Annotated in this window: 18 protein-coding genes; 2 read left to right on the top strand and 16 right to left on the bottom strand. The window is 60.1% G+C overall.

The annotated features are described in order from the left end of the window. Positions 1–19: 19 nt before the first annotated feature. Together OGM81_06950 and OGM81_06945 are read left to right on the top strand one after the other, a co-directional pair. On the top strand, positions 20–1,243 hold the full coding sequence (locus OGM81_06950) for a 6-phosphofructokinase (protein ID UYJ44842.1): 1,224 nt from the start codon (positions 20–22) through the stop codon (positions 1,241–1,243). A 384-nt stretch (positions 1,244–1,627) separates the two neighbouring features. After that, complete coding sequence (locus OGM81_06945; protein UYJ44841.1) at positions 1,628–2,863, top strand: 6-phosphofructokinase; 1,236 nt, start codon at positions 1,628–1,630, stop codon at positions 2,861–2,863. 248 nt (positions 2,864–3,111) lie between these two features. Here OGM81_06945 and OGM81_06940 read toward each other — a convergent pair whose 3' ends face one another. The 16 genes from OGM81_06940 to OGM81_06865 form a co-directional block, all read right to left on the bottom strand. Continuing rightward, the gene (locus OGM81_06940; protein UYJ44983.1) at positions 3,112–5,994 is read right to left on the bottom strand and encodes a phospholipid carrier-dependent glycosyltransferase; all 2,883 of its coding nucleotides are present in this window, start codon (positions 5,992–5,994) and stop codon (positions 3,112–3,114) included. A 92-nt stretch (positions 5,995–6,086) separates the two neighbouring features. Beyond that, a complete protein-coding gene (gene cysS / locus OGM81_06935) occupies positions 6,087–7,484 on the bottom strand; it encodes a cysteine--tRNA ligase (protein ID UYJ44840.1) in 1,398 nt (465 codons plus the stop codon). 233 nt (positions 7,485–7,717) lie between these two features. Beyond that, positions 7,718–9,661: a hypothetical protein gene (locus OGM81_06930; protein UYJ44839.1), complete on the bottom strand. Its 1,944-nt coding sequence runs from the start codon at positions 9,659–9,661 to the stop codon at positions 7,718–7,720. Positions 9,662–9,745: 84 nt separating this feature from the next. Continuing rightward, complete coding sequence (gene pgsA / locus OGM81_06925) at positions 9,746–10,321, bottom strand: CDP-diacylglycerol--glycerol-3-phosphate 3-phosphatidyltransferase (GenBank protein ID UYJ44838.1); 576 nt, start codon at positions 10,319–10,321, stop codon at positions 9,746–9,748. A gap of 3 nt (positions 10,322–10,324) precedes the next feature. After that, the gene (rimO, locus tag OGM81_06920; protein UYJ44837.1) at positions 10,325–11,665 is read right to left on the bottom strand and encodes a 30S ribosomal protein S12 methylthiotransferase RimO; all 1,341 of its coding nucleotides are present in this window, start codon (positions 11,663–11,665) and stop codon (positions 10,325–10,327) included. Positions 11,666–11,700: 35 nt separating this feature from the next. After that, positions 11,701–12,315, bottom strand: a complete 615-nt coding sequence (locus tag OGM81_06915) for a recombination regulator RecX (protein UYJ44836.1) — start codon at positions 12,313–12,315, stop codon at positions 11,701–11,703. Next, positions 12,315–13,496, bottom strand: a complete 1,182-nt coding sequence (gene recA / locus OGM81_06910; protein UYJ44835.1) for a recombinase RecA — start codon at positions 13,494–13,496, stop codon at positions 12,315–12,317. The genes OGM81_06915 and recA overlap by 1 nt, the downstream gene beginning before the upstream one ends. A gap of 126 nt (positions 13,497–13,622) precedes the next feature. After that, positions 13,623–14,465: a peptide chain release factor N(5)-glutamine methyltransferase gene (prmC, locus tag OGM81_06905; GenBank protein ID UYJ44834.1), complete on the bottom strand. Its 843-nt coding sequence runs from the start codon at positions 14,463–14,465 to the stop codon at positions 13,623–13,625. After that, positions 14,462–15,391 carry a DUF1385 domain-containing protein gene (locus OGM81_06900; GenBank protein ID UYJ44833.1) on the bottom strand — a complete coding sequence of 310 codons (930 nt, stop codon included), beginning with the start codon at positions 15,389–15,391 and terminating at the stop codon, positions 14,462–14,464. The genes prmC and OGM81_06900 overlap by 4 nt, the downstream gene beginning before the upstream one ends. 33 nt (positions 15,392–15,424) lie before the next feature. Next, positions 15,425–16,873, bottom strand: coding sequence for a HAMP domain-containing histidine kinase (locus tag OGM81_06895; GenBank protein UYJ44832.1), 1,449 nt, complete (start codon positions 16,871–16,873; stop codon positions 15,425–15,427). A 236-nt stretch (positions 16,874–17,109) separates the two neighbouring features. Then, entirely contained in the window at positions 17,110–17,811 is a 702-nt protein-coding gene (locus OGM81_06890; protein UYJ44831.1) for a response regulator transcription factor, read from the bottom strand. A gap of 14 nt (positions 17,812–17,825) precedes the next feature. Beyond that, entirely contained in the window at positions 17,826–19,127 is a 1,302-nt protein-coding gene (locus OGM81_06885) for a hypothetical protein (GenBank protein UYJ44830.1), read from the bottom strand. Between the two features lie 50 nt (positions 19,128–19,177). Continuing rightward, complete coding sequence (locus tag OGM81_06880) at positions 19,178–19,951, bottom strand: ZIP family metal transporter (GenBank protein UYJ44829.1); 774 nt, start codon at positions 19,949–19,951, stop codon at positions 19,178–19,180. 337 nt (positions 19,952–20,288) lie between these two features. After that, positions 20,289–20,942 (bottom strand): deoxyribose-phosphate aldolase, encoded by a 654-nt coding sequence (gene deoC / locus OGM81_06875; GenBank protein ID UYJ44982.1) that lies wholly within the window; start codon positions 20,940–20,942, stop codon positions 20,289–20,291. A gap of 17 nt (positions 20,943–20,959) precedes the next feature. After that, positions 20,960–21,118, bottom strand: a complete 159-nt coding sequence (locus OGM81_06870; protein ID UYJ44828.1) for a hypothetical protein — start codon at positions 21,116–21,118, stop codon at positions 20,960–20,962. Positions 21,119–21,250: 132 nt separating this feature from the next. Then, the gene (locus OGM81_06865) at positions 21,251–21,700 is read right to left on the bottom strand and encodes a GtrA family protein (protein ID UYJ44827.1); all 450 of its coding nucleotides are present in this window, start codon (positions 21,698–21,700) and stop codon (positions 21,251–21,253) included. Between the last annotated feature and the right edge of the window lie 92 nt (positions 21,701–21,792).

The raw sequence follows: 21,792 nt of genomic DNA, 5'->3' as shown, positions 1-21,792 counted from the left end.
TAAATCAATGAGGTGTTCCATGAAAAACGTATTGGTCGGGCAGTCGGGCGGTCCCACTGCCGTCATCAACTCCAGCCTGGCAGGCGTCTACGAGACCGCCAAGGCCTGCGGCGCCGAGCACGTCTACGGCATGCAGTACGGCATCGCCGGTGTGCTGGAAGGCAAGCTCGTCGATCTGGACGCGGTCCTTTCCGACAAAATGGACATTGAGCTGCTGAAGCGCACGCCGTCCAGCTTCCTGGGCAGCTGCCGCCACAAGCTGCCCCAGCCCGATGTGGACGAGGCCCCCTTTGTGCAGCTGTTTGACCTGTTCAAGCAGTACGACATCGGTGCCGTGTTCTACATTGGCGGCAACGACTCGATGGATACCATCTCCAAGCTGTCCGCCTACGGCAAGACCATCGGCAGCGAGATCCGCTTCATCGGCGTGCCCAAAACCATCGACAACGACCTGCTGCTGACCGACCACACCCCCGGCTACGGCAGCGCCGCCAAGTACATCGCTACTATTTTAAAGGAAGTCATCTGCGATTCCAGCGTCTACGACCTGCGCAGCGTGACGGTGGCCGAGATCATGGGCCGCCACACCGGCTGGCTGGCCGCTGCCTCCAGCCTGGCCGCCGGCCCGGACTGCAACGGTCCCGACCTGATCCTGCTGCCGGAGCGCCCCTTTGACGAGGAAGCCTTCCTGGCCCGCGTCGCCGAGCTGGAAAAAGAGCGCCACAATGTCATCATTGCCGCCAGCGAGGGCGTCAAAAATAAGGACGGTGTCTTCCTGTGCGACCTGGTCTCCACCGCCGGTCAGCTGGACGCCTTCGGCCACAAGGCCATCCTGAGCGGCACCAGCCGCTACCTGGCCGACCTGATCCGCGTCCGCCTGGGCTGCAAGACCCGCGCCATCGAGTTCTCGACCCTGCAGCGCTGCGCCAGCCACCTGGCCAGCCGCACCGACGTGACCGAGGCCTACCAGGTGGGCGGTGCCGCTGTGGAAGCCGCCGTGCGCGGCGAGACCGCCAAGATGTCCGCCATCAAGCGCCTGAGCGACCAGCCCTACCGCATCGAGACCAAGATGGTCGACGTGACCCAGGTCGCCAACTTTGAGAAGAAGGTCCCCGACGAGTGGATCACCGCCGACGGCATGCACGTCAACGCCAATTTTGAGCGTTACGCCCGCCCCCTGATCCAGGCCGAGCTGACCCCCATCTACATCAACGGTGTGCCGCGGCATATTCATCTGGATTGATTTTGCACTTTGCCCGCCCCTTTTGGGGTGGGCTTTTTCTATTTTCCGTCATACCGCACAATTTCGTCGCAAAAAGTTTATTCACCTTGCCGAAAGTCAACTTTCCTGCGCAATTTTTGCAAGGTTTCAGCACTCATTTTGTCCCGCCACATGGCACAAATATTCCATACAGCGGAATTTTTATCCATACAGCTCCATCCACCCCGCAAAACACGTTCCGCACTGTGGAACGCAAAGTTGTACAAAGACACGTACAAATTTTCGGCAACTCCTGCAATAGAAAAAAAGTGTACTCCATGCTACACTAAACATGACAATTATCGTGCGCTGCCGGAACGTACCCGCAGCGCAACCCACCCCATGGAAATTGCAGGAGGAGAAACTATGGCAAAAAATGCAATCGTCGGTCAGTCCGGCGGTCCCACTTCGGTCATCAATGCCAGCTTGGCCGGCGTGTATGAGAGCTGCAAGCGCCGCGGTGCCGGCAAGGTCTACGGCATGCTGCACGGCGTGGCGGGTCTGCTGGAGCGCCGCACCTGCGTGCTGAATGAAAAGCTCAAGACCGCCCTGGACATTGAGCTGCTCAAGCGCACGCCGTCCAGCTATCTGGGCAGCTGCCGCTACAAGCTGCCGGATTGGCATACCCCCGAGGGCGAGGCCGTCTACATCCAGCTGTTCGAGATCCTGAAAGAGCTGGACATCGGCTATTTCTTCTACATCGGCGGCAACGACTCGATGGACACCATCGGCAAGCTGGCCGACTACGGCACCCATATCGGCAGCGAGATCCGCTTTATGGGCGTGCCCAAGACCATCGACAACGACCTGATGGTCACTGACCACACCCCCGGCTACGGCAGCGCCGCCAAATACATCGGCGTTGTCATGAAAGAGATCATCCGTGACGCCACGGTGTACGGCACCAAGTACGTCACCATTGTGGAGATCATGGGCCGCAATGCCGGTTGGCTGACCGCCGCCGCTGCCCTGGCCAAGGCCGAGGATTGCGAGGGCGTAGACATGATCTGCCTGCCGGAAGTCCCCTTCAACGTCGATCATTTTGTCGAAAAGGTCGAGCGCATGCAGAAAGAGAAGCCCTCCATCGTCATTGCCGTCTCCGAGGGCGTCAAGCTGGAGGACGGCCGCTACGTCTGCGAGCTGGCCGATGATGTCCACGCAGTGGACGCTTTCGGTCACAAGACCCTGACCGGCACGGCCCGTTTCCTGGCCAACACGGTGGCCCGCCGTCTAGACACCAAGACCCGCTGCATCGAGCTTTCGACCCTGCAGCGCTGCGCCGGCCACCTGACCAGCCGCACCGACATCACCGAGGCGTACCAGGTGGGCGGTGCCGCCGCCAAGGCCGCCTTTGAGGGTCATACCGGTGAGATGGTCGCCCTGGACCGCATCTCCAACGCACCGTACCAGTGCGGCACCAGCCTGCATCCTATCAGTGAGGTCGCCAACCTAGAAAAGAAGGTCCCGCTGGAATGGGTCAATGCCGACCACACCGCCATGACCGACGAGTTCCTGGCCTACGCCCTGCCCCTCGTCCAGGCCGAACTCACCCCCATCTACGTCGAGGGTCTCCCCCACCACATCTACCTGCCCGAAGCCTAATGGGGGTTGCCTTACTTTCTTTGAAAAGAAAGTAAGCAAAGAAACTTTAATCAAAATCACATATACATATGATTTTATAAATAGTCAAAACCTATTTGTAGGGGGCGGCGTCCCCGACGCCCCGCTTGCTCCTTAAATAAAATAACCTGTGTACCGGATCATATCTCCCACGTACACAGGTTATTTTTATTCTATTATATTAAAAGTTCTTTCGGTTCCTTTCTTGCAAGAAAGGAACAAAACCCCCGTCAATAAAATCCAAAGCTCGGTAAAATGTTCAGCAGGTCGGCGTGCCAGGCGGCGGTGGGCAGGCCGGAGAGGGCCGGGTAATACCACACAAACAGCACCAGTGCCGCTGCGCACAGCGCAGCGCCCAGGCGCCTGCCCCGGCGCTGATCTTTCGCCGTGGCCAGCACCAGCGAAAGCGCCGCCAGACAGAACATTGAACTGGGGAAATAATGGTACAGGAAGGTACACCGGGTCACCAGCATCCAGGGGATCAGCTGCGTGCCGTACAAGATCAGCACCCCCACCCCCGCGCGGGTGCCCCGGCCCGAGACCTGCCGCCACAGCAGCCACAACAGCGCCGCCAGGCCGCCCAGCCAGATCACCGGCCCAGCCATGCCCGCAATGCTGGCCTTCAGGCCTGCGGGCAGGTATCCGTTGCGGTAATACCACACCGGGCGCAGGCCCAGCAGCCAGGTATACCAGCGGCTCTCAAACGGGTGGGTCGCCTCCAGCGTGGAGTGGTAATTGTACATCGAGACCTGGCACCGCCACCAGTCGGCCAGACCAAAACTGTGGTCGCGCCACCAGTACGGCAGGTAAGATGCAATGTAAATGCACAGCGGCATCACCACATAAAACACTACACCGCCCAAAAAAGCGGTGCGGAACTCCTGGGCAAAGCCCGGCTTGCCCTGCCGCCAGCGGGCGTACAGCACGCCCAGGTACAGCACCGCCAGCCCGGCCCCGGCGTAAATGCCGGTCCACTTGGATGCGCAGCCCAGGCCAAAGGCCAGCCCACCCAAAAACATGGGCAGGACGGCGCCGTTCACGCCCACCGTCAGCACCTGCTGGCAGTACCACAGCATAAAGTAAGCCCCCAGCAGGATGAAAAAAGTACCATAAATATCAATGGTCGCCAACCGGCTTTGGGAGAAGCGCATAAAGTCCAGCGCCAGCAGCACACCTGCCATGGCGGCCGCCCAGGGGCGGCGGGTCAGGCGACGCACAAAGCACCAGGCCAGCGGCACCAGCAGCACACCAAACAGCGTGCCCGCAAAGCGCCAGCCAAAGGCCGTCATGCCAAACAACGCAATGCCCAGCATGATAAAATCCTTGCCCAGCGGCGGGTGGGTCGTTTCGTACACCGGCAGGCGGTGCAGCTGCTCGTACCCCGTGCGGCCATGGTAGATCTCGTCGAAATACATGCTGTTCAGCTGGCTGATGGCCTCGGGCACGGCGTCCTGCTCATCAAACAGGGCCCCACCACCCGTTACCGGCACCAGCGCGCCGTCCGCATCGCGGAACGCCAGCTCAAACAGCTGCGCGTTTTCCACCGTAATGTGGAAAACTTTGCCCGCGTCGGCGTACAATTCCACCGATGTCCAGCTGAAGCAGGTGCCGTAGTCCAGTTCTTTCTCATAAACGGTCGTGCCTGCAGCGTCGGTCACGGTCATCCGCCCACCGTAGGAGATGCCCGGGTACACCCACAGCGCCGCCGTGTCCCCCTGCAGGGTCACGGATTCGGTCAGGGTCGTGTCGGTGGCATCCAGCGGGTTCTGCGGCGCGGTAAGGCTGCCCAGGTACGTAAAGCTTATCACAGCAGTCGCCGCCGTCAGCGCCAGCATGGCCAGCAGCTCTTTTCGCTGCCACCTGGGCTGGGGGGCCGGCATTGCGGGGGGTGCCGTGTTCTCCGCCTTGCGGGCGGGCAGCGGCAGAGCGTGGCCGTGAACCACAATATCCCACACCGCAAATAACAGCAGCACAAAACAGACAGTCTCGGCCAGGCCGACCAAAATCGCCACGCTGGAGCTGGTCGCGCTGGTCAGCCATTCGTCATCGGAGCCGGTCAGGCTGTAGACGGTGCTTAAATTCAAGAACCCCGTCAGCGACATGCCAAAGCCTGCCGCGTAGAGGCGGATATCATCCCAGTGCGCGGCAGCCAGCAGGGTCAGCAGTACCCCGGGCACCATGTAGCGCTCGTGCATGCAGTGAGCCAGCGTAAAAACGCCCAACCCGTAATAGGCCGCCAGCAGCAGCGGCGAGAAGCGGCCCTCCCGCACGCTGTGCGCCGCCAGGTACACCAGCCCCAGCGTGACCAGCAAAATGTTGAAAAAGCCCAGCTGTTTCCAGGTGATGCCCAGCAGCACGGTGTTGTCCAGCGGTGCCCAGTTGCCCCCCAGCGCCGCCAGCCAGTTAAAACCGTTGATGGTGGCGTAGGGGTAACTTGCCGCTGTACCGGCATATTTTTCCAGCAGCTTCGGCAGCAAATTGGTCAGGCCAAAGTAAGGCAGGCCCAGCGCCAGCGGCGGGAACAGCGCCAGCGCCGCACCACCGAAGCAGCGCAAAAACGCGCGGAAGCGGTTTTCTTCCTGCACGATGGCCGCCAAAAAACACACGGCCAGCACCGGCCCAAACAGCAGCGCCTGGGGCTTAATGGCCAGCGCCACGCCGTACAGCACCGCCGCGGGCAGGTAGCGTCGTTTTTCCAGCAGATAAAAGCATAGCAGCAGCGGCAGGGCAAACGCCCCGTCGATCTGCTTCCACACCGCTGTGTCAAACAGCAGCAGCGGGTCAAAGGCTACAAAGGCGGCCAGCAGCAGCGGCAGGCGGCTTTCGGGCAGCTTTTCCCGGCCAATATGCCACACCAGCGCGGCGGCGGCGCAATCGCACAGGCTGGGCACCACGGCCAGCAGCACGTAGGTCATCCCGGCCTCGTAGGGTATGGCAAAAATTTGGCGTACAAGCGCCACAAAGCCAAGCACAAACAGGTAGCCGGGCGGGTAGTCGGCAAAATAGCCCCCGCTGTAAAAACCGGCGGGACCGTCGGCCAGCAGCTTTTCGCCCCAGGCCACAAAGCAGCTCATATCGTAGGGGTAGCCCTCGGTCACCCCAGCCAGGATCATACGCAGCACAAAAGCGCCCCCCAGCACCAGCCAGAGAGCGCTATTGTTCTGTTTTTGGCGTTGAATCGTCATAACAGCAAATCAATTACAAATTACAGCTTGGCGATCTTCGGCCCCTGGGCGGTGTCGGTCACGCTCCAGCCCATCTCGGTCAGCTGAGCGCGGATCGCATCGGCGCGGCCCCAGTCCTTGGCCTTCTTGGCAGCGGCGCGCTCCTCCACCAGGGCGGTCACCTCAGCGGGGATAGCGTCGGTCTTTTTGCGGTTGTACAGCAGGCCCAGCACGCCTGTCAGCTCATCAAAGGTCTTGGCGGCGCTCTCCAGCGTGGCCTTGTCGGAGGCATCGGACAGGGTGTTGATGTCCTTGACCAGGTCAAAGATGGCGGCCAGCGCATCGGGGGTGTTCAGGTCGTCGTCCATAGCAGTCTTAAACTTGGTGCGGGCTTCCTCACACTTGGCGGCCAGGGCGGTGTCCGTGCCGTGGGCATGCTCAATGGCAAAGTCCAGGTTGTCGCGGCAGGTGTACATGCGCTCCAGACTGTTCTTGCAGCTCTCGATCAGGTCGACGGTATAGTTCAGCGGCATGCGGTAACCAGCCGTCAGCATAAAGTAGCGGATAGGCTCGTAGCCGTACTTATCGGCAATTTCACGCACAGTGAAGAAGTTGTTGGCGCTCTTGGACATCTTCTCGTTGTTGATGTTCAGGAAGCCGTTGTGCATCCAGTAGCGGCTGAAGGTGCAGCCGTTGGCGCACTCGCTCTGGGCGATCTCGTTCTCGTGATGGGGGAAAATCAGGTCCTGACCGCCGGCATGCAGGTCGATGATCTTGCCCAGGTGCTTACGGGCCATGGCGCTGCACTCAATGTGCCAGCCGGGGCGGCCGTGGCCCCAGGGGCTTTCCCAGTAGGGCTCGCCGGGCTTGGCGGCCTTCCAGACGGCGAAATCCGCGGGATCTTCCTTCAAATCGTCATCCATCTGGCTGCGCAGGGCGCGGTTACCGCTCTCCAGGTCGTCCAGATTCAGGTGGCTCAGCTTGCCGTAGCCGGGGTCAGACTTCACGCGGAAGTACACGTCGCCGTTGCGGGCCACGTAAGCATGGCCGGAGTCGACCAGGTCCTTGACGATGTGGATGATCTCCCCGATATGCTCGGTAGCGCGGGGGCGCACGGTAGGCGCCTTGACATTCAGACCGTCAGAGTCCTTGATGTACTCGGCCTCAAACTTGCGGGCCACCTCCTGCATGCTGGTGCCCTCTTCCTGGCCTTTTTTAATCAGCTTATCGTCAATATCGGTGATGTTGGAAACATAGTAGACCTTATTGCCGCAATATTCCAGATAGCGGCGCAGGGTGTCAAACACGATCATCGGGCGGGCATTGCCGATGTGGATGTAGTTATAAACCGTAGGGCCGCAGACGTAGATACGGTATTCACCGGGAGTCTGCGGAACAAATTCCTCTTTCTGGCGGGACATGGTGTTAAAGATCTGCATGATACACTTTCCTCTCTCAAAAAGGTTTCCTTGGTTTCTATTATAGCCGCCGCAGCGGGCGGTTGCAAGACTTAAGTTGCTTTTATAAGCAGGGTGCGCCGAATGGACATAACTTTTTGCCCGCAGGCAAGGCGCTTTTCCGCAGCAACCCTGACGGATTGCAAGGGAAAGCAACGCAGTATGCGAGCAAAAAGGCCACTTAGGCGGTGCGCGATGCTTATAAAAGTAACGTATTATCCGTTATTTGCGAGCTCTGTTTCCAGCTGGTCCCACACGGCGCTGAAATTGTAGGGAAACTGCTCGTCCTCCTCGGCCAGCCAGCGGCGGTAGGCGTCCAGCTCGGCCACTGCCGGGGCTTTTACGCGGCGGTAGGCCGTGATGGTGTAGCCGTTGCCCATGTCAAATTCCGCCGCCACCTCAAAGCAGTGCAGGGTCTCGACGTTCTCCAAAAAGGCGCTGTTGATCTTCTCGGTATGGTTGCTGGGGTCAAAGGGCGTGCAGGTCAGCACGATCTGTGCCGTAAATAGTTCTTTCGGGAAGGCATCGTTGCCCGGGTTGACCGCACCGTAAGCCAGAATGGAGCGAATGCTCTCGTCCGGCAGGGCCGCCGCGCGGAAGACATCGGCACTGTAGGTCAGGCCATGGCAGATCATGTAGGCGGAGTTGTCCCCCTCGCAGTTTTCCCGCAGGAAGTCGTTCACCTCGGCGATCTGGGCCATATCGGTGCGCTCGTTATCGATGGTGAAAAACAGGCCGCTGTACCACGCGCCGGGCAGCTTGATAGGCATCAGCTGGCTGCACCCCGCAAAGTTGATAGCGCACCCCACGCTGACCAGCGCGGCCAGGGCGCGGCGCAGCCATTTGCCGGGCAGGTTCGCCGCCAGCAGAGCCAGCATGTACAGCCCCAGCAGGTAAAACGGCGCCACCGCCAGTGATTGGTGGTCGTCCATGTTCTGCACTTTGGTCACGAGAAAGACGGTGAGCACCGAACCAACGGCCGATAATACAGTTAGAAATCTTGTTTGTTTTTTATACAGTGCGTACAAAATTCCAATTACAAACAAAATCCCGATGAAATACCCCAGGTAGACCCGCTGGTGGTCCAGCTCGGCCAAAAAGCCGCCGGTCTGGTAGGTGGCGTAGCGGTCGCTGTAATCGGCCTTTACGATGCGCCAGAACATGGGCACCAGCGGCACGCCCACACAAATCAGCGATGTAACAGCAAATTTTGCAAAACAAAGGGCTGCCGTCCCCTGCTTTTGCAATGCTGCCCGTGCCAGCACCCACACGCCGTACAGTACAAAAAAGGCTGCCACGGTAAACATGTAGCTGCGGCGGGTCAGCATCAACAGGCCGGTAAAGGCAGCCATGCTCACCAGCCGCGCCGGGGCAGGGGCTGAGAAATCATACCCGATGCCCAGTGCCAGCAGCATCAGCGCAAAGGCCACACCCAGCAGGTCCGGCATGCCGCGGTACAGCGCAATATGCAAAAGCGGCAGCAGGGTGGTCATGGCCAGGCCCAGCGCGGTAAACAGGCGGGGCGCTTTGGGCCGGCACTGGCGGCGCAGCACCGCCAGCAGCACCCATGCGCTGTAATAGACCAGCGTGGGCACCAAAAGCCCGCACAGCAGCGCAAAGGTGTTGGCCGTGCGCGGCGTGAACATAAAGAACGGCTCGGCCAGCAAATTGATGACCAGCGGCGCGTAATCATTGAACCAGGTCTTATAGATCGTCGAACCTACGCCGGTAAATACGCCGTCTGCAAAGTTGGATTCCAGCCGGATCTGCAGGTTATAGTAGGTGGCATTGTCCCACAGGTACAGGCTTTGCCGCCCCACCATAGCGTGCAGGTAAAAGGCGGCGCTGGCCGCGATGCAGATGGCCAGCACCACGGCGTCGAACTTCGTCAGCCGGGCATCCAGTGCTTTGGCCGCGCGGCGGTAAAGGCACCAGGTGCCCAGCACCGCCGTGCAGGAGAGCAGCAGCAGCCAGACATCCACCGGGTGCCGCCCGCTGCCCAGCATATCAATGCCCTGCAGCGCGGGCACAAAGTGCGCCACGGTGCTGCACACAAATTTAACGGCAAAGATACACAACAGAAGCAGGACGGCCCGCTCTGCACGGGTCATCCTGCCGTAAAAATTATGCAGTTTTGTTTGGAGTGTTGATTTTTGCAAAACAATAGCTCCTTGATGGTTGGATTCAGCCGCTCCCTATTGTAGGGGTCGATGCGAGCATCCGCCCCTGCAGCAGCAAAGGTATTACTTTGCCTGCATAAACAGCTGGCGGTTCTGCCACAGGTAGATGCAGCCGGACAGCAGCGTGGCCGCGCCGCACAGCCAGCACAGCACCACGGTCACCAGGCTGACCACGCCCACATCGGTAGGCCCGGCCAGCGCAGCGGCAAAGTAATAGAAGATGATGGTCAACATCTGCAGCACGGTCTTGACCTTGCCCCACATATTGGCGGCAATCACCGTGCCCGTCTCGGCGGCAATCATCCGCACACCTGCCACCGCAAACTCGCGGAACAAGATCACGGCCAGCACAATGGGCGAGCATACACCATCCACCACCATATAAATAAAGGCGGCGGTGGTCAGGCACTTATCGGCCAGCGGGTCCATGAACTTGCCAAAATCGGTGACCAGATGGTTTTTCCGGGCAATATAACCGTCCAGAAAATCGGTGATGCTGGCCACGGTGAAGATAATGCCCGCTACCAGCGAGAAGGTTGCGTTAAAATCCGCTGTGCCATATTGGGCCAGTGCGGCAAATACCATAAACACCGGTACCAAAACAACACGCATCATTGTAAGTTTATTGGGCAGATTCATACCTTAGTCCTCCAGCTTTTCTTCCACGTAGCCGTACAGGTCGTAAGTGTCAGAGTCAGTGATGGTCACGTTATAGAACGCGCCGGTCTCCAGCGGGGTATCAGCGGGGGTCAGCACGTTGCCGTCGATCTCCGGGCAATCGGCCTTGGAGCGCAGCAGATACATGCCGGTCTCGTCGTCCACACCGTCGCAGACACATTCCAGCGTTTGGCCGACCTTTTCGCCTTCGCGCTCGGCGCTGACTTCGGCCTGCAGTTCCATGATATGGTCCGCGCGGCGCTGTTTGGTCTCCTCGTCCAGTTGGCCGTCCATCTTGGCGGCCACGGTGTTTTCCTCGGCCGAGTAGGCAAAGCAGCCCAAGCGGTCAAACTTCATCGTCTTGACAAAGTCGCACAGCTCGGCGTACTGCTCCTCGGTCTCGCCGGGGAAGCCCGCGATCAGCGTGGTGCGCAGCGTGATGCCGGGGATGGCCTTGCGCAGGCGGTGGATGGCGTCCTCAATTTCCTTGCGGCCGCCGCGGCGGTTCATCGCCTTCAGCACAGCGTCGTCGCAATGCTGGATGGGCAGGTCCAGGTACGGCACCACCTTGGTGTTGCGGACCAGCGCGGCGATAAATTCATCGGTGATACGTTCAGGATAGGCATACAGCACGCGGATCCAGCGGATGCCGTCGATGGCCTGCAGCTCGTCCAGCAGCTGGCAAACCGCGCCCGGCTTGCCCCAATCCTCGCCATAAGCGGTGGGGTCCTGGGCGACCAGAATCAGCTCCTTGACGCCTTCCCCTGCCAGCCAGCGGGCCTCGGCCACGCAATCCTTAATTTCACGGCTGCGCAGCGGGCCGCGGATAAGCGGGATGGCGCAGTAGTGGCAGCGGTTGTTGCAGCCCTCGGCAATTTTTAAGTACGCATAGTGGCGCGGGGTGGAGATAACACGGGCACCACCCAACTGCATATCGGTCTTGGGGCCGTAGCTCTCGATCTGGCCCGCACCGGCAGCGCAAAGGCGGCGCACGATGGCAGGCAGCGCGGCGTTGGAGCCAATGCCGACAACGGCGTCGACCTCGGGGATCTCCTGCACGATCTGCTGCTTATAGCGCTCGGCCAGGCAGCCGGTGACGACGACCTTCAGGTCCGGGTTCTGCTGCTTGTACTGGCAGGCCATCAGAATGTTTTCGATGGCTTCGGCCTTGGCGGACTCGATAAAGCCGCAGGTGTTGATGATGATGATGTCTGCTTCGGCCGGGTCCGCCACGGTGGTGTGGCCGTCCTTGATGAGGGCGTGGCAGAAAACGTCGGCGTCCACCTGGTTTTTGGGGCAGCCGAGGGAGATGATCGCAATCTTCATAGAACTTCCTTTATATACAGTATGTTTTTGCGCTGTCAATCCTCCGCCAGCGCGGCGCGGATGACACTGTGGCTGAACCCGCGGCGGGCCAGCGCGGCCGCTACCTGATCCCGCTTGCCGGCGGCCAGTTTGGCGGCATAGTGCCGCTCCACCAGGGCGCGGGCATTGGCCAGTTCAGGGTCTTCGCCGTCATCGGCTTCGGCATACAGTGCTTCCACGGCTTCGGCAGCGGTATCGCGGTCGATACCCTTCGCCGTCAGGTCCAGCAAAATTTCGCGGCGGGATTTCCGCTTGCGCAGCAGCTCCGCGGCACGGCGGCGGGCAAAATCGGCATCGTTCAAAAGGCCCAGTTCTCCGGCGCGCGCCACCGCGTAGGCGGCGCTGTGCTCGTCGAACTTGCGGCAGAGTTTCTGGTACAGTTCCCCCGCCGCATGGTCCCGCAGCGAGAGATAATCCATGGCCTTATCCAGCGCACGGCGGGTGTCGCTCTGCTTGCGCAGGTCCTCGATCTGCCATTCTTCCAGCAGGTCTTCCTCGTGCAGGTCAGCCTTGGCAAAGGTATCCGCATCGAGGGAAAAGGCAAACTTGCCGTCAAAAAACAGCGCCATACGGCCTTTTTTCGTTTCCTTGATTTGTGTCAGCTGGGGCATTATTCATCAACCATGATGTCCAGGTCTACCTCACTGCCGGTGGTCTTGGCAGCGGGGGCGGAGGCTGCGGCAGGGGCTTCCCCATCGGCGGCCGGCTTAACGATTTCCGAGGGGTCCAGCGGCTTCACGGTGCCCTTTTTACCGGCGGCCAGCAGGCGGTCCGCATTGGCACGCACGATCTTCTCGATCTCGTCCGAGATCTCCGGGTGCTCTTTCAGGAAGATCTTGGCGTTATCGCGGCCCTGGCCCAGGCGGACATCGCCGTAGTTGAACCAGGCGCCGCTCTTCTGCACAACGCCCAGCTTGACGCCCAGGTCCAAAATCTCACCGATTTTAGAGATGCCCTCGCCGAACATGATGTCAAACTCAGCCTCGCGGAACGGCGGGGCCACCTTGTTTTTCACGACCTTGGCGCGGGTGCGGTTGCCGATGAAAGCGCCGGTGGAGTCCTTCAGGCCCTCGATACGGCGCACGTCGATACGCACGCTGGAGTAGTATTTCAGCGCGCGGCCGCCGGTGGTGACCTCGGGGCTGCCGTAGACCACGCCGACCTTCTCACGCAGCTGGTTGATGAAGATGCAGACGGTGTTCGTCTTGCCGATAACGCCGGTCAGCTTACGCAGAGCCTGGCTCATCAGGCGGGCCTGCAGGCCGACATGGCTGTCGCCCATCTCGCCCTCGATTTCGGCTTTGGGCACCATAGCAGCGACCGAGTCCACGATAATGGCATCGATAGCGCCGGAGCGCACCAGTGCTTCGCAGATTTCCATGGCCTGCTCACCGGTATCCGGCTGGCTGACCAGCAGGCTGTCAATGTCTACGCCCAACGCGGCGGCGTACACGGGGTCCAGCGCATGCTCAACGTCGATGAACGCGACTTCGCCGCCCATCTTCTGGGCTTCGGCCAGAATGTGCAGAGCCAGCGTAGTTTTACCAGAGGATTCGGGGCCGTAGACCTCGATGATACGGCCGCGGGGCACACCGCCGATACCCAGGGCCAGGTCCAGGCCCAGGCTGCCGGTGGGGATGGCGTCGACCTGCATGGCGATGTTGGCGCCCAGCTTCATCACGGCGCCTTTGCCAAACTGTTTTTCGATCTGCGCCAGGGCCGTTTCCAACGCCTGCTTCTTGTCAGAGGCCGGGCCGGGGGTCTTGGGTGTCGTATCTTTTTTTGCTGCCATGGTTTTGCTCTCCTTTTATCTCAAAAACACAATTGCAAGGTAGTACAGGGGTATTATTTCCCAGATGCCCCTATTATACACGATTTTCACACGCAGTACAACTGTTTGTTGTGTTTTAGTAGTACCTTAAACAGGATTTTCAAGCGGTTTTCGGAAAAAAACTACCCGGTCATTGCCACCTGCATCCTTGCGGCAGGTGCCAGCCTGCCAACCGGCAGCCTTGCCCAGCTCCAGCACAGCCTCGGCCTGGGCGTAGCCGATCTCCAGCACCAGCCAGCCGCCGGGGCGCACCGCATCGTAATACTGGCGCACCAGCACGCGGTAAAAGTCCAGGCCGTCCGCGCCGCCGTCCAGCGCCATGGCCGGCTCCCTGGCGGTCTCGGGCATTAAATTCTGCATCTCGCGGGCCGTCAGGTAAGGCGGATTGGAGATGATGAGGTCGGCGCTCTCCGGCTCGATCTGGGTATAGTAGTTCATCACGTCGCCGCGCTCGGCCTGGGTGGCCTTGCCGCCCAGCGCCGCCACATTGGCGGTCAGGTAGGGCCAGGCGTCGTGGCTCAACTCCACGCAGGTCACCTTGGCACTGGGCACAGCGCGGGCAATGCCCAGGCCCAGGCAGCCGGTACCGGCGCACAGGTCGTAGACTACCGGGGCCTCGCTGTCCTTCAGCAGCTCGATGGCGGTCTCGCAGACGACCTCGCTGTCGGCACGGGGGCAAAGCACGCCGCGGCCGACCTTGAGGGTAAAGTCCAGAAAGTCCCACTCCCCCAGCAGGTATTGCAGGGGTTCGCGGCCCGCGCGGCGCTCGGCCAGCACCTGCAGGCGGGAAGCTTCCTCGGCGGTGGGGCCGTCGTCCAGCCTGTGGTCACGGCCTGTCACAAATGTATACAACTGCGCCGCGTCAAAGCGGGCATCGGGTACCCCGGCCATCATCAGCCGGGCACAAAGTTTTTGATAAGCAGCGTTCACCAGCGGGCTTCCTCCTGATTTTCGGGCAGTACCGGGGTCACTGCCGCAATAGCAACTTCGATCATCGAGTCGTCCGGCTCAAAGGTCGTCAACCTCTGCATCCACAGCCCCGGCTGGGATACGATACGGGACAGCATGCTGTGGGAGCGGCCGGCCCACTTTAGAATTTCATAGCACACGCCCACTAGCAGCGGGAACATGCACAGCTTGTACACGATGCGCAGACCGGTGCTGGTCCAGGGCAACACCGCATACAAAAAGATGCTGATGATAATGACCAAGATCATAAAACTGGTGCCGCAGCGGGGATGGAACCGGCTTTGCTTGCGGATGTTTTCCACGGTCAGCGGCAGGCCCGCCTCGTAGCAGGCGATGGTCTTATGCTCGGCGCCGTGGTACTCAAACACGCGGTGCAGTTCCTTCATGCGGGTACACAGGAACATATATAAAAGGAAGATGGCCATTTTCAGCGCGCCTTCTAAAATCACGCGCCCCCAGCGGCCCAGCGGGATAAAGCGGATGAGCTGCCCGGTCAAAAAGGTGGGCAGAAAGGTGAACAAAAACAGCGCCAGCGCCACACCGGCAAAGGCAGCGCAGGTCATCAGCACGTTCTGGAACACCGGGCCGGTGTGCTCGTCCAGCCATTTGTCCAGCTTGCTTTCCGGCTCGGCGTCCTCGACGCCCTCCATAGCCACATCGGCGGCGTGCATCAGGTACTTGTAGCCTTTGTACAGGTTCTCGGCCATGTTGCAGACGCCGCGCAGCAGCGGCACTTTGTTGTACCAGCGGGTCACGACCTTATCGTAGGTCAGGTCGATGGTCCCATCCGGCTTGCGCACGGCACAGCAGATCTTCTCGGGGCCGCGCATCATGATGCCTTCCATCAAGGCCTGGCCGCCGACGGAAGTGCGAAATTCATTGGGCATAGTTTCTCCTTGGCCGTTTTATACGGTATAACATTATATTTTCTCGTGCAGGTGTTCCTGCCCGGGGTGGTAGACCGGCAGCGTGATGCTGACCGTGGTCCCCTGCCCCAGGGTGGAGGCAATATCCACGCGCCCGCCCAGTGCGGAGATGATCTCATCCACCACTGCCAGACCGATGCCGGAGCCCCGCACCGAGTTTTTGGCTTTGAAAAATTTCTGTTTGACCTTTTCCAGGTCGTCGGGTGCAATGCCGCGGCCCTGGTCGCGCACCGCCGCCGTGACCAAATCCCCCCGCCGGGTCAGCGTGAGGAAGATGGTTCCGTCCGACTCGGAGTATTTGATGGCGTTGTCCAGGATGTTGATGAACACCTGGTGCAGCCGCGCCGGGTCCGCCCACACCGGGTAGGGGTCGGGCGGTTCCTCGTAGACGAAGTGCAGCCCCTCCTGCCGGATGCGGGCCTCCACAAACAGGGCCGCGTCGGTGGCCTCGGCCACCAGGTCCAACACCTGGCAGTTCAGTTTGATGCCGTTCTGCAAACGGGAGAAATCCAGCAGTTCTTCCACCATCGTGTACAGGCGGTCGGTCTCGGTACCGATGACCGAAAGCCCGCGCTGGTAGTTCTTATCCGTGGGGTCGTCGATGTTGCGGATGGTCTCGACCCAGCCTTTGATAGAGGTCAGCGGGGTGCGCAGCTCATGGCTGACCGAGGAGATGAACTCATTCTTCAGCCGCTCGGTCTCGGCCAGGTCCTCGGCCATCTGGTTGATGGTCTTGCACAGGCGGCCCACCTCGTCATTATACCGGTTGTCCGGCAGACGCACCTGCAAATCGCCTTTTGCAATTTTTGTCGCTGTTGCTTCAATTTCTCCCAGCGGCCGCACGATGGAGCGCACAAAAAACAGCCCGCTCCAAATCGTGAACACCAGCACCAGCACACCCACGCCGGTGGCGGCGGTAACGGTGTTCCACCACTGGCGGTCCACCAGCGTCAGGCTGGTGACAAGGCGCATGGCCGCCACATTGCCGGCCGCGTAGGGCACCAGCTCGGTCACAGCCATCACCCGTTCGCCCTGGGGCGTGGTGAAGATGTCGTGCCCTTTGCCGCTGGCGGAAGTCTGAGCCGACAGAAAGTCGGTGCCGTCGGTCAGGTCGCGTGTCATGGTGCCGCTGCTGGTGGCCAGGATGACCCCCTGGGCGTCCAGCAGCATAAACTCGAACTTGTCCTTTTCGTCGAACTGCTCGACGGTGCGGCGCAGGGCCTGGCCGCGGCTCTCGGAGGTCTCGTTGGCGTCGCCCGCCGTGCCGGTGGCCTGCAAGCGGCCCGCAATGGTGGAAAAGCGGCTCTCCGCCGCACGCTGCACGCTGCCGTACAGTTCCCGATAATCGGTATAGAGGAACATCACTTCAGCCGCCAGGATCACCAGCACGGTGATCAGCAGGCTGCCCCGCACCCACCGCTTGGTAATGCCGGCTGCCGCCATTGAGGGTTCCTCCTTTCCTGTTCTATGTTATCGCTCGCTTCTAAGGCTCCCTCTGTGAGGGTGACTCCCCACAGTGTGGGGAGATGTCGCGAAGCGACAGAGGAGCCTGGCCGCGTAAGCGGTGTCAGCGAAGCTGACTGTGGGAGAGACAAACATTCAGATGTCGTCAAATCTTAGGCTCTCTCCCCCACCCGCTTCGCGGGAGCCCCCCCTCCCAGAGGGGGCCATTCGCTCATTTACGCATTCCACCGGTATCCATACCCCCACACGGTTAAAATGTGCTGGGGGCTGCTGGGTTCGTCCTCGATCTTCATGCGCAGGCGGCGGATGTTCACATCCACGATCTTCACATCGCCGAAATAATTCTTGCCCCATACGCCTTCCAAAATCTTCTCCCGCACCAGCGCTGTACCGGGGTTGCGGAAGAACAGCTCCATGATCTGGAACTCCACCTGAGTCAGGTCGATGGCCGTGCCGTTTTTGTACAGCATGCGGCTCTTTTCATCCAGCACAAAGGGGCCGCTGATGAGTTGCTCCTGCTCCTCGGCGGGTTTGGCGGGCACGCCGCCCCGCTTGATGCGGCGGGTCAATGCTTCCAGCCGGGCCACCAGCTCCGACACCGAGAAGGGCTTGGTAATGTAATCGTCCGCACCGATGGACAGCCCGCGGATCTTATCGCTCTCCTGCCCTTTGGCCGACACGATAATGATGCCGATCTCGTTGTTCTCGCGGCGGATCGTCTCGCACAGACTCAAACCGTCCATTCCGGGCAGCATAATGTCCAGCAGGGCGGCGTCGCACTCCTCGCCATGGTGCATCAGTTCTAGGGCGCGCTCAGCACTGGGGGCCTCCACGACCTCCCAGCCGGCCATTTTCAGGTTCAGGGCGACCATTTCGCGGATGCTCGCTTCGTCTTCTACGACCAGAACTCGTTTCATAGCCTATCCTTTCTTTACGCCGTGCCCAACAGCACGGTATTGCTCTTGATATAGTCCATGCTCAAACCGTAGTAGCTTGTCACCATGCGGGCCTGCAGCTGCTGGCTGCCGATGGTGGCGATGCGCTCGTACTCGATGCTTTCCGGCTCGTCTAGGTCCACCACGCGCATCTCACAGTACACAACGGTACCCTCGCGGTTGCAGATCAGCCAGCCGGTGCTGCTCTGGTTGCCCCGGATCATGATGCTGCCGTGCATCGATTCCGGCAATGCCATAAAGAAGTTTTCCTTGCTGTCATACACGCCGAACAGGCTGTTGCCGCCGCTGTTGTTGGCGTAGTCCTTCCACAGCAAAAACACCAGCCGCTTGTCCACCGGGGTCTGCAGGTCGCCGCCGTCATCGATCTCCGCCGGGATGTCCACGGTGCCGTTGCCGTCGATGTCGCGGCTCAGCAGCTCAGTGTGGTAGCGCAGCGTGCTGCGCTGGGGGTCGCTCAGGCCCGGCGGATGGTACGGCTGCAGCGAGCCGGACTCGGCATCATACAGGATAATGTCCGATACCATCGCGTTGCCGTCGGCCCAGGCATCCATCACCAGGTAGGCGGCATCATCCCGGCCAGTGCCCGCGTGCAGGGCCGCGCATCCGTTGTAGCTGCCCGCGCCCAGCGCCAATGTCTGGATGGAGCGGAACTCGCCGTCCACATTGGTCAGCAGTTGCAGGGTCACGCCGCCCATCTCATTTTCCGGCAGGGCCAGCACCAGGTCGGTAGTGTCCTTCTTGCCGGTCAGGTCGGCCAGCAGCAGTTGGGTGTAGCTCTGGCTGATGACGGTGGTGATGTTCTCCCCATCATATTGATACACCACGCAATAGCTGTCACCCTGGGCGCTGCTGTAGCCGACGACCAGCTGTTGGGACTCGGCGTTTTTCAGGTTGGCAGTGTTGAAGTTTTCTACTTCGCTGGACAGGCCTTCCACCGTGCGGCTGACCCGCCAGCTGTCTTCGCCGCTGGGTTCCAGCACAGCCAGGCAGACATTGGAGCCGGTGGTGTCGGCAGTATACAGCACAGCGGCTTCGTCCTCACCGTCACCGTCCCAATCGCCAAAGGCAAAGGGCGACAAGAAATCACCGCTGGCCGGGTATTTTAGGGTAGCGCTGCCGCCCAGGTAGCTGTTCAGCGCCTTTTGCAGTGCGCTGCTCTCCCCCGACAACTGCGGTGCCCGCAGCAGGGTCTCCACATCCCCGTAGCTGCTGCACCCGGTGAGGAGGAGGGCCGAAAAGACCAGGGCCAGCGCCAGTTTTTGTTTTGTCTGTTTCATCTGTGCCGCCCTCCCTTTCCGATATGAATACAGAGTATAGTATAGCACATTTACGGCAAAGCCGCAATGCCCAGGAGCATGAGCAGGCAGCCGGCGGCGGCACCTAAAATGCCGGGCAGGCGGTGGGCCGGGGCGAAGGCCGTGGGCAGCAGTTGGGCCAGGGCGACCCAGATCATAATGCCTGCCACCAGCACCATCGTGCCGGTCAAAAATCCGGGTGTGAACAGGCTGCGGAACAAAAACAGCGCCACCAGGGCGCCCGCCGGTTCGGCCAGACCGGAGACCAGTGCCGCCAGTGCGCCTTTGGCCCGGCTGTTGGTGGCATAGGCAAAGGGCACCGCCACTGCCAGACCTTCGGGGATATTGTGCAGGGCAATGGCCAGGGCTGTGCGCAGGCCGAGGGCGGGGTCAGCTGTTCCGGCAAAGAGGGTCAGCACCCCCTCCGGGAAGTTATGCAGCAGCAAGGCCGTGCCGGTTATCAATGCCGTGCGCATAGCTTTGGTGCGAGCGGTGTTCTGGCCGTATTTTGAGGCCAGTTCAGTTTCCTCGGGCAGCAGGCGGCCCAGCAATCCGGCGGTGAGCATACCCAAGGCCAACAGCGTTACGATTGCTCCCCCACAGGGAAGCGGCTGCAGATAGCCGCTGTAAAATTCCAGTGCTTCGGGCATCAGATCCGCCAGCGACGCGGTAAGCATTACGCCACCGGCGAAGCCTGCACTGACGGCAAGCATAGTTTCGCTGGGTTTTGCCATCACGGCCAATGCGCCGCCCAAACCTGTTGACAATCCGGCCAAAGTTGTAAGTACGATTGGTGATGCCTGCATATGCAATTCCCCCCTTGGGGGACTGTATGCCCTAGATGCAGCGCGTATGCTATAAGGCAGCACCACACAATTCCCGCCTTACGGCTTAAGCACCGCTTCGGCGGCTGCGGCACAGCATCTGCGTTGCCAAAATGCTCGATAATACACAAAGTATTATCTGCGCTTTTGGCTTAGCAGCTGCCGCACCTCGCTCGCCGTATCGGCACTTAGAATTGTGCGGTATTGCCATAACAAAACACCCCCTGTCCAGCTATGCCGCCAGACAAAGGGTGTTTTATTATTGTATTAAAAGTTCTTTCGGTTCCTTTCTTTCAAGAAAGGAACAAATCCCCCGTAATTAGTACCCGCTGCCCGCCTCACCGGAGGTCAGCAGTTTGACAGCACGGGAGGTGCCCAGGCGATCGGCGCCGAGGTCGAGGAACTTCTCGATGTCCTCGACGGTGGAGATGCCGCCGGCGGCCTTGATCTTGCAGCGGCCCTTGACATGCTCGGCGAACAGCTCGATGTCATGGAAGGTTGCACCGCCGGTGGAGAAGCCGGTGGAAGTCTTGATGAAATCAGCACCGGCCTCGGGCACGATGTCGCACATCTTGATTTTCTCTTCCTCGGTCAGCAGGCAGGTCTCGATAATGACCTTCAGCACCTTGTCACCGACGGCAGCCTTGACGGCAGCAATATCATTGCGCACGTCATCGTACTGCTTGTTTTTCAGCCAGCCGATGTTGATGACCATGTCCACCTCGGACGCGCCGTTTTCCACAGCAGTCTTAGCTTCAAAAGCTTTGCTCTTGGTGTCCATAGCGCCCAGAGGGAAGCCGACCACGCAGCAGACCGGCACGCGGCCCGCCATGTACTCGGCCGCCTTGGCGACATAGCAGGTGTTAATGCAGACGGATGCACAATGGTTGGCGATGGCCTCATCGCACAGGGTCTGGATCTGGGGCCAGGTGGCCTCGGGTTTCAGCAGGGTGTGGTCCACCTTGCCGAGCATTTCTTCTTTCGTGTACTTCAACGGAAATTTTCCCCCTTATCGCAATGTTTGCACAGGCGGGCCTGGTGCAGGCCCAGCGCTGCAAAGACGATGGACGTAATGCTGACGGTAGCGCCAATGATGCCAAGGATCAAACCAACCAGACGGAACGCATGGCCGCGCACTTTCTGTTTCATAGGGGATGCCTCCTTTTTGGGTCGTAACTTTTTATGTACCAGCCGTTTTGCCTCGTGGGTCAATAACGGATGATGCAGCGCAAATTTTTCCACCTTAAAAACAAGCATGATCTGCTCCTTCGGGTGTAAATTTTACTTCTTTTTAAAAATCAGCACCTTGCTGAAAATGTAGTTGGACAAAATCACGATCACCTGGCTGAACAGCTTGACGCCCATCGCCCACAGCTTGGCATTGGCCACAGCAAAGCCGACGTGGGGGCCCAGCAGGCTGACGCCCGCCCAGATAATGACCTGGTCCATGACCATGGTGGCGATGCGGCAGGATACAAACTGCCCGAACTCCGCCCAGGCCGCTTTACCGGTGTTCTGGCTTTTGAACACAAAGGTACGGTTCGTCCAATAGGCAAAGAGGATGCAGATGACGTTATCCAGGATATTGCCGATACCGGTGGCAAAGGCCGTGCCCAGTGCCGCCTGGAATACAGCAAAGACCACCAGGTTCAGCAGTGTTGCCAGCCCGCCAAAGAACAGGTAGGCCAAGCCCTCGTAATATTTGTTGATAAGATCTTTGATTTTTTGCATGACGGCTCCCGTTTTGCCCTTTCGCTTGTAGGGGTCGATGCTCGCATTGCGGGGTCGCGCAGCGATCAATGCCCCAGTGGGGCATTGAACCG

Source organism: Oscillospiraceae bacterium (assembly GCA_025758045.1).
Lineage (GTDB): Bacteria > Bacillota > Clostridia > Oscillospirales > Ruminococcaceae > Gemmiger.
This window is presented reverse-complemented; position numbering and strand designations above follow the sequence as displayed.

What these genes read in the sequence shown, in the direction of transcription:
- OGM81_06950 (UYJ44842.1), top strand. Translation starts at nt 20, where the DNA reads ATGAAAAACGTATTGGTCGGGCAGTCGGGCGGTCCCACTGCCGTCATC.
- OGM81_06945 (UYJ44841.1), top strand. Translation starts at nt 1,628, where the DNA reads ATGGCAAAAAATGCAATCGTCGGTCAGTCCGGCGGTCCCACTTCGGTC.
- OGM81_06940 (UYJ44983.1), bottom strand. Translation starts at nt 5,994, where the DNA reads ATGATCCTGGCTGGGGTGACCGAGGGCTACCCCTACGATATGAGCTGC.
- cysS (UYJ44840.1), bottom strand. Translation starts at nt 7,484, where the DNA reads ATGCAGATCTTTAACACCATGTCCCGCCAGAAAGAGGAATTTGTTCCG.
- pgsA (UYJ44838.1), bottom strand. Translation starts at nt 10,321, where the DNA reads ATGAATCTGCCCAATAAACTTACAATGATGCGTGTTGTTTTGGTACCG.
- rimO (UYJ44837.1), bottom strand. Translation starts at nt 11,665, where the DNA reads ATGAAGATTGCGATCATCTCCCTCGGCTGCCCCAAAAACCAGGTGGAC.
- OGM81_06915 (UYJ44836.1), bottom strand. Translation starts at nt 12,315, where the DNA reads ATGCCCCAGCTGACACAAATCAAGGAAACGAAAAAAGGCCGTATGGCG.
- recA (UYJ44835.1), bottom strand. Translation starts at nt 13,496, where the DNA reads ATGGCAGCAAAAAAAGATACGACACCCAAGACCCCCGGCCCGGCCTCT.
- OGM81_06900 (UYJ44833.1), bottom strand. Translation starts at nt 15,391, where the DNA reads ATGCCCAATGAATTTCGCACTTCCGTCGGCGGCCAGGCCTTGATGGAA.
- OGM81_06895 (UYJ44832.1), bottom strand. Translation starts at nt 16,873, where the DNA reads ATGGCGGCAGCCGGCATTACCAAGCGGTGGGTGCGGGGCAGCCTGCTG.
- OGM81_06890 (UYJ44831.1), bottom strand. Translation starts at nt 17,811, where the DNA reads ATGAAACGAGTTCTGGTCGTAGAAGACGAAGCGAGCATCCGCGAAATG.
- OGM81_06885 (UYJ44830.1), bottom strand. Translation starts at nt 19,127, where the DNA reads ATGAAACAGACAAAACAAAAACTGGCGCTGGCCCTGGTCTTTTCGGCC.
- OGM81_06880 (UYJ44829.1), bottom strand. Translation starts at nt 19,951, where the DNA reads ATGCAGGCATCACCAATCGTACTTACAACTTTGGCCGGATTGTCAACA.
- deoC (UYJ44982.1), bottom strand. Translation starts at nt 20,942, where the DNA reads ATGCTCGGCAAGGTGGACCACACCCTGCTGAAACCCGAGGCCACCTGG.
- OGM81_06870 (UYJ44828.1), bottom strand. Translation starts at nt 21,118, where the DNA reads ATGAAACAGAAAGTGCGCGGCCATGCGTTCCGTCTGGTTGGTTTGATC.
- OGM81_06865 (UYJ44827.1), bottom strand. Translation starts at nt 21,700, where the DNA reads ATGCAAAAAATCAAAGATCTTATCAACAAATATTACGAGGGCTTGGCC.